Genomic DNA, 11,693 nt, shown 5'->3' with positions numbered 1-11,693 from the left:
TGTATAAGAGACCGCAACCAGCCCGTCCGGGCCTCGTCCGAGCCGCCCGCGCCCCACAGCGTGGCTCCTGCGCATCAACCCCACACTTCTACCTTCGGAGCACAGCCGCGCCCCGGTTGCCCGACTCCCAAAGGTGCGAGCGAGAACTACGACTGCACCGCCCTCAGTCAGCGCAGACACATCATCAATAGACCCCGCCCATAGGACGGCCGAGCACCCACCGGAAGGCTGGTCGCGAGATCCACACGCTGCAACCGCTCAGCCCGGCCCCGCCCGGGCCGGTGAGAGGCCGTCCGATCACGCGGGCGGGCGGCGGCATCATCGCCCTGATGTACGGACGCCGCCCTTCCTGCAAAGCGGCCACGTCAGGGGACGACTATGGCGACCACCGCGATGAGCGCACAGACGAGGGCCACCGCGATGGCCATGCCGCCGATGAGCCCGGCCATCAGCCGCAGGTACTCATCCTTTATGGTCATCGGGCACCTCTTGTCGTCCTGGTCACGGTCACCGAGCCCGGGGTGAGAGCCGGCGCCGCGAGGGCGGCGGAGAAACGCCGTCGGGAGACGGCGCTTCCTTGAAACTTCGCGGCCGGGTACAGCCTCAGGGCCTCTCCGGCCGCCGCCCGGCGCACCCCATTCCCCTTGTGCGCTCGGTCAACCCGACCTCTCTCCCGCATGACCGTGTCGGGGGTTCCCGGACCATCTGCTGGACGGTCGCGCTGGCGGGGCCGACTCGTTCGATGTTGGCGATCAGGCGTTCCTCACCGATCTGTTCCCTACCGGCGTTGTGCTCTTCGACGAGCGGTCGGTGTAGGCCAGGACACGGTCGCCGGAGCGGAGCTGTTCGCTTTTGATGACGCTGGTAAATGAGCCGTCTATCTGGAAGGCGACCACGGTGCCGAATATCGCCAGGAGGGCGTAGACCATCAGTCTGGGAGGCGATGCTCAGGGGGCAGGTCTGCGTGACGACCTACGCCCCAATCCCTGGCACCCGTGATGACACGCCCGCAGTGGGGGGACGGCGTGGAGGCATGATCGTCAGATCCGGAACCCGGAAGCGTCGAGCCGAAACGTCGGCCCCTCTCCGGTCTGGAACCGATGCCGGTGGTGAAGCCATGCACGTCGATGAGTGTGTGGGATTGGTCGTACGGGGTAGATAGGAGCCCTCGGTGGCCAGGCCCGCTTGAGAGAGCTGGTCGGTGGTCATTGGGGCGACATCATGAAAGGGCCCCCGGACCCTGGGTCGACATCCGCACCGTGCGCGGCTGGTAGCCGGTTTGTCACGGATCGCCCGGACCAGGGAGGGTGAATGCCCGTCCATGATCAACACGTGGGCGATGTGCCCGACGAGGCGCCTCCGGTACGGGGACGGAGGAGGCTATGACATCGACCGGTGACGTGCGGCAGCGTGCTGCCGGGGGCACAGGGACGCGAGGTGTGCGGGCCGGTAGCGACTACGCCGAACTGTCCCGCCGGGTCAGGAATGCGGGATTGCTGCGCCGGCGTCCGCTCCGCAGCGCCGTCACGTTGACCGGGACTGCGGTGTTGACGGCCCTGGGCTGGATGCTCGTCGTCGTGGTCGGCGACTCATGGTGGCAGCTCGCCGTGGCTGCAGTGCTCGCCTTCGCCTTCACCCAGTGCGGTTTCCGCGGCCACGAGGCGGGCCACCGGCAACTCTTCTCCAGCAAACGTGCCTGCGATCTGTCCGGGCTGCTCTTCGGGAACCTGCTGATCGGGCTGGGCTACAGCTGGTGGGTGAGCAAGCACAACCGCCACCACGCGCATCCCAACGACGCCGAACGCGACCCTGACGTCGGCACCGGCGCCCTGGTCTTCATCCCGGCCGCCGCGGCGGCCCGGCGGGGCATCCGCGCCTGGTGGACCCGCCAGCAGGCAGCATTGTTCTTCCCGCTGCTGCTGCTGGAAGGGTGGAACCTGCACGCAGCCTCGGTCCGCGCCCTGTGGCACCGGCGCCCGGGGGCTCCGGCACCGGTGGCCGTCGAAGCGGCATTGCTGCTCCTGAACGCCGTTGCCTACTTCACCGTGCTCGCGCTGGTCCTCTCCCCCGCCAAACTGATCGTGTTCACCCTGGTCCAGCAGGGTTTGTTCGGCTTGTATCTGGGGGCCTCGTTCGCGCCCAACCACAAGGGCATGCCGATGTCCTCGGCCGACGACAAACTGGACTTCCTGCGCACCCAGGTCCTCACCTCACGCAACGTGCGCGGTGGCCGCGTCACCGCGTACGCCTTGGGCAGCCTGAACTACCAGATCGAACACCACCTGTTCCCGAGCATGCCCAGCCACGCGCTGCCGCAGGCCCGGGACCTGGTGCGCGAGCACTGCGCAACACTCGGTCTGCCCTACGCCGAGACCGGCCTCTTCGACTCCTACCGACAGGCGTTGGAACATCTGCACGCAGTCGGCACCGGCGTTCCTCCACCGGCCACAGACCCTGCCTGACTCTCTGAGCACCCCGTTGCCGACAGATCCCGACCGCATCCAAGACCGAGCGGCCCGGCCGGTAGCCGTAGGAGCCCGGGTGGAAGATCGGCTCGACCTCCGTCTCCAGCACCCCCGCCACCACCGTCTGCGCGATCCGATCAGCCACAGTGGGCACACCCAGCATTCTCATGCCTCCACCATGCGGTTTCGGATCTCGACGGCCTGGACCGGCGGCGAAAAGTACGTCCCCGAGGACATTCGGTTCCAGATCTTGTACAGGTTGTTCTTCAGATCCTTCTCGAACTCCTCGACGGACATTCCGTCCACTCCGGCCACACCTTTGTTGGCCTTGACCTTCTTCCATGCCTCCAGGACGGCCAGCTTCGATATATCGAACGGCTTACCTGGTGCTTTCAACTCGTTCACGCGACTCCTCCCAGACGTTATCCGGTTGATCGAGCAAACGGGTCACGAACAACCCGGCCCCTTCGCTCCAGCCCTATTACCAGGCTTTCGTCACTACTACGGGCCGATCCGCCGGCATGCATGGCAACGGGTACCCTGGCGCCGTTCTCGAATCTTCCCGCGCACGGCTCTCCCCTGGCGCCCACCCTGGTGGGCAGTGTCCAAACACCGCAGACCGAGCTCGCGCCGCCTCCATGCCGGACACCGCCTGGCCAGTAAGCGGACTCCCGCCAGGCTCCATCCCGGAGTCGTATTCACTCCCCGGTTTCGATGTCATCTGTTCTGATTTCGACACGTCCAAAGCGGTTCACTTGCGTTCGCCTTCTCGGTCCCCACCTGACGCCCTACCGGCGCCTTTTCCCCATCGCTCACCACGACGGTCTTCAGCCAACGCAGGATGAGGTGGTTTGGAGCCTCCCTCCGCAGGGCGACTCCAAAGGGCCAAACCTTCATCGTCCGAGCAGCATCGATCCAGATCATTCGCCTACATCGAACTCTCCTTCACGTTCAGGACACACGAATACGCCAGAAAGCAACGCACCCACGTAGGCATGGCGCTGGCCAAGAAGAACGGCAAGCTCAAGGCAAGCAGCCCAAACTCCCCGCGCCTGCCTGCTCCATCCGCCGCCGCTGCGCCGAAGGCGAGGTGTCCTTCGCCGACCTGGCCACCGAGTACAGCGTCGGCCGCTCCACTGTCCACCGGGTCATCCACGGCCCCGACGCCTGACAGTCCGGCGGCTCAGCGCTACGCGCTAATACCGGCCGGGCCTTCCCGGACCCCGGCTACTTGCCCTTTGGTCGGCCCTCCGCTCCCGGATGCGTCCCCCGACCGCAAGGTAAGCCGGGTGAGAGGTCGCGGTTCGTAATCGTTGCGAGTCGGGGTACCGCCGGGCGTCAGCGAGGTCGGCCTTCGGACCGTGGGCGAGGCCGGCCTTCGGACCGGCCTCGACCACGGTGGCCGGGTCAGTCGTCGATGGCTTGGTAGAGGGTGGTCCAGAAGTCGTGGATGGCGTGTGCCGAGTCGGGGGTGGACATTCCGGTCTGGGTGAGCAGGATGCCGATGAGCTGGTTATGGGGGTCGGCGTAGGTGGTGGTGCCGGCTCCGCCGTCCCAGCCGAACTGGCCGATGGGCGCGTAGTCGCCGCGGTCGGTGCGTACCGTCATCCCGAAGCCCCAGCCGCCCTGCTGCCCCAGGCCGTAGCCCACATGGACACCCTTGCGAGCCCAAGCCTTCCGGGCGGCCAGCTGGTCGGAAGTGAGACGGTTGGTGGTCATCAGCTCGACGACGGGCCGGGACAGGATCCGCTGGTTCCCGTGCATCCCGTGGTTGAGCAGCATCCGGAAGTAGGCGTTGTAGTCGTCGGCGGTCGAGTCCAGGCCGCCGCCGCTGGAGGGGAACGCCGGCGGCTTGCAGTGGTGTCCCCCTTCGGCCTGGTCCTCCACGAGGAACTCGCCGGTCTGGGGGTCGGGGGCGTACAGGGGCGGCAGCCGGTCGATCTTGTCGGCGGGGACGTGGAATCCGGTGTCGGTCATGCCGAGGGGGTCGAAGATGCGTTCGCGCAGGAACGTCTCGAACGGCTGGCCGGTGACCCTGGCGACCAGGACGCCGAGCACGTCGTCGCTGAGGTTGTACAGCCACCGCTGCCCGGGTTGGTGCATCAGCGGGAGCGTGCTCAGGGCCCGCATCCACTCATCGGGCTCCGACCCCGGAAGCAGCCATCCGTCCTCCTGGCCATAGACCCCCTGCTCGAAGAACGCACCCATGATCGGAGCGGTCCGCGCCGTCAGGTCCAGACCGAGGCCGAAGGTGGAGGTGAGCAGATCCCGCACCGTGATCGGCCGCGACGCCGGGACGGTGTCGTCCAGCGGGCCGTCCGGCCGCTTGAGCACCTGCCGGTCGGCGAGTTCGGGCAGCCACTGCTCCACCGAGTCGTCCAGCCGCAGCCGGCACTCGTCCAGCAGCACCATCGTCGCCGACACCGCGACCGGCTTGGACGTGGACGCCATCCGGAAGATGGTGTCCCGGCGCATCGGCGCGCCACCGTCGTGGCGCATCGTCCCGAGCGCTTCGACGTGCGTCTGGCCACCTCGGCTGACCAGGGCGACCAGTCCGGGAATCTTCCCGGACCCCACATGCCGCTCCAGTACGTCGCGCAGCCTGCGCAGGCCTGCTTCAGAGAAGCCGCTGTCGTGCTGTCCCATCATGGAACTCCTTACCTACAGTGTTCGATCTTGAGAGCAGTGTTCGATCGTGCGAGCCCGTCCCGGCTTGGTGTTCATGGGCGACGCCTCCGCGGCAGGGGCGAGTCCGGCGCGGCCCGTTCGCAGCCCTGAGGGCACGATCGATGAACCGGCCATGGCCGATCGTTGGGGATGCCGACTGCCGCCAACCGCCGCCGCTGACAGGCCGGGGGCGATCAGCCGGGCACAACCCGGTGGCGGCGCGGTGCGGACACCCGACGAAATGCCTTCGCAGGAGCGAACCGACGGTGCTTGTCGGCGGGCGATGGCAGCGCCCTGCCGGAGGCAGGCAGGTCGTTGGCGGGATCAGGCAGCGACCTCCGCGTGCCGCCGACCTGCCTGGTGCCGCCGCGGTCTGCTCGAACAGGTCGGCCAGGTCCTCGAACCCTGGCGGCGCCGCCGCCGGCGTCGGTCGGCACGAAGTGCATCATGTACCTCTCGATCGCTTCGACCGCCGTGCGGTAGTTCTCGGGTAGCCGCTCCACGCCTGCCCTGTACTACCGCCATCGCTTCTTGGGGCCGATCATCATGGAGATGAAGCCGACCTTCTCGTCATCGGACATGGTCACTTGCCTCCTTCGCGGAGCTGTTCGAGCCGTTCTGCCAGGAAGCTCCAGGCCCTCCAGATCTCTTCGAGGTGCCGCTGTCCCTGGGCGTTGAGGGAGTAGACCTTGCGCGGCGGCCCCTTCTCGGAGGGGACTTTCCGCACTTCGACCAGGCCGTGCTTCTCGATCCGGACCAGCAGTGCGTAGATGGTGCCCTCGGCGATGTCGGAGAAGCCCTGATCGCGCAGCCACGCGGTGATCTCGTAGCCGTAGGCGGGTCGCGGGCCGCAGGGTCGACGTCCAGGCACCCTCCTCCGTTATCGGCACGGGCCGTGCTGATAACGAGAGTGCCGGAGTCGCACCCTCCTGTCAAGTAACGGCACGGGGCGTGCTGATATGGTGGGCGTCATGACCAATACGCGTCACCGTCGCGGTGCCGTGCGGACCGAGGCCATCATGCGGACCACACTGGAGCTGGGGCAGGAGATCGGCTACGGCAAGCTCAGCATCGAAGCGGTCGCGGCCCGCGCCGGCGCCAGCAAGCACACCATCTACCGCCGGTGGCCCTCCAAGGGCGCCCTGCTGCTCGACTCGCTGCTGTCACTGCACGAGACCGACCTGGAGTTCCCCGACACCGGCGACCTCCGCGCCGACCTGCGCGCGCAGGTGTACGCGGCCGTTGACCTGCTGGGCCAACCGCCCTTCGGTCACCTGTTCCAGGCCCTGGTGGGCGAGGCCCAGTACGACCCGCAGGTCGCCGCCTCGCTCAACGAGCGCTTCATCGCTCCGTACACCGACAAGACCGTCGCCCGGCTGAAGACGGCACAAGACCAGGGCCAACTGTCGCCCGATTTCGACCTGGACCTAGGGATGACACTCCTGTCCGGCCCGCTGTACTTCCAGTTCCTGATCACTCAGGAACCCCTGACCCGTGAGCGCATCGACCGGCTTCATCACGCCCTCTTCACCGGCCTGGCACCGGATCCGCGGGTACGCCGCGACCCGTGAGGAGCACCAACGCCCCTGACAGCCACGCCGCTGACACCACTCAACATCGAGGACCTGATCCCGGTCGACAAACGCAGCCGCGTGGTCGCCAGGGCGGCGCCATCGAATGGATCCACTGGCAGTCCGGCACCGCCCAGCTACTTGCCCCGCCTCACCGGCGGACGCACCCGCGGCCCGCTGTTCCTCACCACCCGCCGCGCCCCAACCCTGGACATGTGCCCGACCACCAAACGCGCGCGGCTCAGCCTGACCAACCAGGGCCGCACCCCCGAGGAACTGCTCGCCCACCCCGAGCACTACGACGCGTGGACCCTGCACCAACTCCGCCACAGCGCGCTCACCCACGAGGCCGAGGACGGCACCAACACCCCACCCTGCTCGCCCGCGCCCTCCACGCCACCGTCCGCTCCCTGGAGCGCTACACCCGCGTCGACACTGTCGCCGCCTGCGACCCCGCCGCCCGCCGACACCGCTAACGGCTGCTCCCTGACCTCGAGCAACACGGCCAGCCGCGATCCACTGCCGCGCCACCGCCTTCAACAGCTCGAGCTCGTCATGCGCGGAACCGATGTGCTCGATTTCCCGCGATCCACGTTGCGAGGAGCGCAACGGCGTCGACCCGCTGCCTCTGCCGGTCAGTAGCCGGACCTGCACGGTTCTGACGTCGGGCAAACCGAGCCGTTCGTAGGCCCCCTTGGCGAATGGTTCGGCGATGTGTCGAAGCGCGCGCAGCGCCGTTCGTCTAGAGGGGTGTAGAGCCTCCAACAGGGGGCGGAGGGCTTACGCCCACGTGAAGGAGGATCGTCATGTACGCCGACGAGGAACTCACCTCAATCCCGGTCCCACGCAGTCTGGCCGTGCGGCGGGCCGATGCTCGAAACCGGCTCGAAACCAGCTTCCAGATGTGGCTGGCCACCGGCAGCGACGGCCGTGGTGCGCATCTGATCCCCGTGGCCTATGCCTGGGATGGCTCGGCTCTGTATACCGCAACCTTTGCTAAGAGCCGCACTGTCGCCAACATCAAAGGCCACCCGCGAGCGCGGGTCGCTCTCGGCGACACCGCCGACGTCATCGTGATCGACACCAGTGCGTCGCTTATGGACGTGCCCGACATCGACGCTGACATCGCCGAGCGCTACGCCAAAGTTTCCACAGACCCCCGTACCTACCCGGAGGGCACGTTCGCCTACCTACGCCTGCAACCCAGGCGCATCCTGGTCTGGAACGGCTTTCACGAATTCGTTGGGCGCACGGTCATGCGGGACGGCCGATGGCTAGATGACCCAGTCGACTGATGTGATCTGTCCACAGTGACTGCGAGGGTCGGGCTTCCCAGGCGCTCGTGCAGCAACCGCCGGATCGTGGCGGCGCGGGACTCGCTCGCCTGCCGACCTGCGTCCACACCCGCGATCAGGTCCGCACCGAGCCTGACCGGGATGGGCTTGCCGATCTCCGGCAGACCAGCGCTGGGCTTGGTGTCTGCACGCCCAGCAGGGTGGGGGATCGGGTTGTCGTCGGGCCCGGCTTCGCGCGGCGCGAGACCCGCTCACGCGATCACGAAGTATGTTAGCCGGCCATGGGTTGTTTCACGTTTCTCGTAGCCATGTCGACGATGCTGAGGCCGCGTCAATAGCAATCACGGGTGAAGCCACCAGTGCCGCATTCGGTACTGCCCCGTCATCGACCGAATCAGGGCCCGGACACCGCGCGTCCCGGGCAGATCAGCAAAGCGCCGCGTTAGAACGCCGGCGTGGCCCGGCGCGTTGGTATGGCCGACGTGCGGAGGCACGCGCGAACCCGATGCTAGGAATGCGCAGAGCAACCATCGGCGCGCCCGCCGTACGGGGCATTCATTGCACATCGCACCCAACCTTCATGCGGGCGGCTACGAACCCCCTGGAGAGGAAGATCCACCAGCGCCTCCAAAGGAGGAACGCAATGGCGCTCCGCACATCCCTGCTCGCGGTGCCCGCAGTCGCAGGACTCACGGTCTTCGCGGTACCCGGGACGGCTAGGGCCGACGGGGACTACCGCATCAACCTCAAGGACACGATGGGCAACGACAGCGGATCCAGCGGCACCGCGCACGTGTCCATTCACGGCGACGAGATGACCGTGCGGATCAAGGGTTCGGGTTTCACGCCGAAGTCGCCGCACGCCCAGCACTTCCACGGCTCCTTCAGCGACAACAAGAACTTCACCTGCCCGACCAGCGCCGCCGACAAGGACGGCGACGGGCAGGTCACCACCGAAGAGGGCCTGCCGGCCTACGGCGACATCATGATCTCCCTGACCGCCAAGGGCGACACCAGCCCCAAGAGCGGCCTGGCCGTGGACCGGATGCCCAAGGCCGACGCCGAGGGGAACCTGTCCTACAAGCGGACGATCAAGCTTCCCGACGGCGCCGGGGACAAGATCCGCAACCTGCACATCGTGCAGCACGGGCTGGACGCCAACGGCAACGGCAAGTACGACGCCGACGCCCTCGGGGAGTCCGGGTTCGCCAAGTCCAAGGGCGTCGACGGCATCCCCGAAGAGGCCACCAACCCCGCCACCTGCGGCACCGTCAACGGAGCCGCGGCCGGCGCCCCGCCCACCGGCGGCGTCGAAACCGGCGACGGATCCACCGCCGGCATCGAGTCCGCGGGCTTGTTCGCCGTGGGCGGGCTGGCGCTGACCGGAGCCGCCGGGGCGGTGTTCCTCAGGCGGCGGCTGGGCACCAAGTGATCCACCGGATCCGACGACACCGCCCAGGCGGCCGCCACGCACTGGCGGCCGCCGCGGCGGTGCTCGCCCTGGCCGGCGGCGGCGCCATCGTCAAGGCGGCCGCCGACCAGGAACCGCCTCCCCCCGCACCCCAGGCGTCCAGCGGCCTCCGAGCCGAGCCATCGGCCGAGGACGGCGGCGCACCCGAACCGTCCGGCCCGGCGCTGGCGGCCTCGCCCCCCGTGCGGATCACCATCCCCGCCATCGATGTCGCCGCCCCCACCACCGGTCTGGCGTTGAAGGCCGACCGGTCCTTGGAGGTTCCGCACGGCGCGACCAAGGTCGGCTGGTACACCGGCGCACCGACCCCCGGCGAACTCGGCCCGGCCGTCCTGGCCGGCCACGTGACCTGGGACGGCGACCCAGCGGTGTTCTTCCACCTCGGCGACCTGCATCCCGGCGACACCGTCAAGGTCGATCGACGGGACGGCGTGACCGCGGTGTTCCGCGTGACCGGCGTCAAGCAGACCGCCAAGAACGCCTTCCCCACCAAAGACGTCTACGGCTACATCGGCCATGCCGGGCTGCGGCTGATCACCTGCGGCGGAACCTACGTGCAGCAGCAACGCCGCCACCTCGACAACGTGATCGTCTTCGCCGAACTCGCCTCTTCTTACTAAAGGAAAGAGTTTACGTAATCCCTGGCCGTTGATCCTTTACCTGCCACAGACTTGCGAAACGCATTAATGCGGTTTTCGTGAGGGAAGCCCCTCTGCGGAAATGCAATTGATCCATCCTCGCAAAAGGGGGCAGGTATGTCGAAGGACTGCTCGGTACGGCTGTGCCGTGGAGCGGTGGGACTGGCGTTCGCCGGTACGGCGGGCCTCATGCTGGCGGCACCGGCCATGACCGCGCCGGCGTCGGCCGCGGACACCGTCACCTACCAGGCCACGCTGGACCCGCTCAACCACGCGACCGGCTCCGGCTCGCTCACCCTTCGGCTGGACGGCGACCGCGCCACCATCACCGAGCACTTCGACGGCCTGGCCGCGACCTTCAAGGACATGCCTTACCCGCACGTCCAGCACATCCACGGCGGCGCCAAGGGCATGTGCCCGACCATGGCCGCCGACAAGAACGGCGACGGTGTGGTGAACACCGCCGAAGGGAAGCCGTCCTACGGGCCGATCCAGACCACGCTGTCGGTCAAGGGCGACACCTCGCCGAAGGCCGGCACCAACGTCAAGATCGCACCCGCCGGTGCCAGCACCGACTACAACCGCACCATCACCCTGGACGCGGCCACGCTGAAGTCACTGCGTTCGGGCATCGCCGTCATCGTCGTGCACGGACTCGACCCCACCACGCTCAGCCCGCGCGCACAGAAGGAGAAGAGCGAACTGGTGCCCTCGCTCCCCCTGGCGGCGACCTCGCCCGCCCTCTGCGGAGCGCTCAAGACCATGCCCGCGGGCGGCGCCGCGACCGGCACCGGCTCGACCGCCGGCAGCAGCATGCCGGCCGCGTGGATACTGGGCACGGGCGCGGGCCTGGCCGGAACCGCCGCACTGGCCCGGATCCTCCTCCTCCGGCGCCGAGCACAGGCACCAGAGTGAGAACCGCCGCACCCTGGCACGGTGACCGTCAGGCCCGAGTTCTGGGCCTGACGGCCGCCGTCTGCGGGGTGGCCGCCGCAACAACAGCGATCACCAGCGCGCGCGGGCAGGCCCCGCAGGCACCGCTCGCCGCCACGCCGGGCACCTGGTCGGCCCCCCATCCCGCACCGTCGCTCTCCCCGCTGCCCGCGGCACCGCCAACACACCTGGCGATCCCGACGATCGGCATCGACACCAAAGTCACACGGGTCGGACTACGCCCGGACGGCACACTGCAACCACCCCGGCCACCACACCAAGACCAAGCCGCCTGGTACGCCGGCTCAGCCACCCCCGGGCAGACCGGAACCGCGATCATCGAAGGACACCTCGACTCCGCCTCCGGCCCCTCGGTCTTCTATCGGCTCGGCGAGCTACGCCCAGGGCAGCGCGTAAAGGCGGGCCGGGCCGACGGCACCACCGCCGTGTTCACCGTCGACGTCGTCCGCCGCTTCCCCAAACGCCACTTCCCCACCCGGGCCGTGTACACCAACACATCGACACCCTCCCTCCGCCTCATCACCTGCGGCGGCGACTTCAACCCCCGTATCGGCCACTACCGCGACAACACCGTGGCATTCGCCCACCTGACCGACATCCTCCGTCAATGACACACCCACTCGGGCCCCCAA

General features: G+C 68.1%; 12 protein-coding genes. 8 read left to right on the top strand and 4 right to left on the bottom strand.

Annotation, left to right across the window (positions count from 1 at the left end):
- Positions 1–752: 752 nt before the first annotated feature.
- Positions 753–929 (bottom strand): hypothetical protein, encoded by a 177-nt coding sequence (locus E1293_RS47995; protein ID WP_165978565.1) that lies wholly within the window; start codon positions 927–929, stop codon positions 753–755.
- Between the two features lie 510 nt (positions 930–1,439).
- On the opposite strand from E1293_RS47995, the gene E1293_RS37590 reads away from it, so the two are divergent.
- Positions 1,440–2,462: a fatty acid desaturase family protein gene (locus tag E1293_RS37590; protein ID WP_243717142.1), complete on the top strand. Its 1,023-nt coding sequence runs from the start codon at positions 1,440–1,442 to the stop codon at positions 2,460–2,462.
- Positions 2,463–2,630: 168 nt separating this feature from the next.
- Here E1293_RS37590 and E1293_RS49830 read toward each other — a convergent pair whose 3' ends face one another.
- The 3 genes from E1293_RS49830 to E1293_RS37570 all read right to left on the bottom strand — a co-directional run bounded on the left by E1293_RS49830 (position 2,631) and on the right by E1293_RS37570 (position 6,003).
- Entirely contained in the window at positions 2,631–2,870 is a 240-nt protein-coding gene (locus tag E1293_RS49830) for a hypothetical protein (RefSeq protein ID WP_243717140.1), read from the bottom strand.
- Between the two features lie 1,002 nt (positions 2,871–3,872).
- Positions 3,873–5,114 (bottom strand): serine hydrolase domain-containing protein, encoded by a 1,242-nt coding sequence (locus E1293_RS37580; protein WP_243717138.1) that lies wholly within the window; start codon positions 5,112–5,114, stop codon positions 3,873–3,875.
- Positions 5,115–5,715: 601 nt separating this feature from the next.
- Positions 5,716–6,003, bottom strand: a complete 288-nt coding sequence (locus E1293_RS37570) for a PadR family transcriptional regulator (RefSeq protein ID WP_132203330.1) — start codon at positions 6,001–6,003, stop codon at positions 5,716–5,718.
- Positions 6,004–6,103: 100 nt separating this feature from the next.
- On the opposite strand from E1293_RS37570, the gene E1293_RS37565 reads away from it, so the two are divergent.
- The 7 genes from E1293_RS37565 to E1293_RS37535 all read left to right on the top strand — a co-directional run bounded on the left by E1293_RS37565 (position 6,104) and on the right by E1293_RS37535 (position 11,672).
- Complete coding sequence (locus tag E1293_RS37565; protein WP_243717136.1) at positions 6,104–6,703, top strand: TetR/AcrR family transcriptional regulator; 600 nt, start codon at positions 6,104–6,106, stop codon at positions 6,701–6,703.
- A 141-nt stretch (positions 6,704–6,844) separates the two neighbouring features.
- Positions 6,845–7,345 (top strand): hypothetical protein, encoded by a 501-nt coding sequence (locus tag E1293_RS37560; protein WP_207939322.1) that lies wholly within the window; start codon positions 6,845–6,847, stop codon positions 7,343–7,345.
- A gap of 164 nt (positions 7,346–7,509) precedes the next feature.
- Positions 7,510–7,998, top strand: coding sequence for a pyridoxamine 5'-phosphate oxidase family protein (locus E1293_RS37555; RefSeq protein WP_132203328.1), 489 nt, complete (start codon positions 7,510–7,512; stop codon positions 7,996–7,998).
- Between the two features lie 643 nt (positions 7,999–8,641).
- Positions 8,642–9,430, top strand: a complete 789-nt coding sequence (locus E1293_RS37550) for a hypothetical protein (RefSeq protein WP_132203326.1) — start codon at positions 8,642–8,644, stop codon at positions 9,428–9,430.
- Complete coding sequence (locus tag E1293_RS37545; protein WP_132203324.1) at positions 9,427–10,089, top strand: class F sortase; 663 nt, start codon at positions 9,427–9,429, stop codon at positions 10,087–10,089. Before E1293_RS37550 ends, E1293_RS37545 begins: the two co-directional genes overlap by 4 nt.
- A gap of 135 nt (positions 10,090–10,224) precedes the next feature.
- A complete protein-coding gene (locus tag E1293_RS37540) occupies positions 10,225–11,022 on the top strand; it encodes a CHRD domain-containing protein (protein WP_207939321.1) in 798 nt (265 codons plus the stop codon).
- A complete protein-coding gene (locus E1293_RS37535; RefSeq protein ID WP_165978564.1) occupies positions 11,019–11,672 on the top strand; it encodes a class F sortase in 654 nt (217 codons plus the stop codon). Before E1293_RS37540 ends, E1293_RS37535 begins: the two co-directional genes overlap by 4 nt.
- Positions 11,673–11,693 lie beyond the last annotated feature (21 nt).

Origin of the sequence: Actinomadura darangshiensis (assembly GCF_004349235.1) — a bacterium.
Taxonomy (GTDB): domain Bacteria; phylum Actinomycetota; class Actinomycetes; order Streptosporangiales; family Streptosporangiaceae; genus Spirillospora; species Spirillospora darangshiensis.
This window is presented reverse-complemented; position numbering and strand designations above follow the sequence as displayed.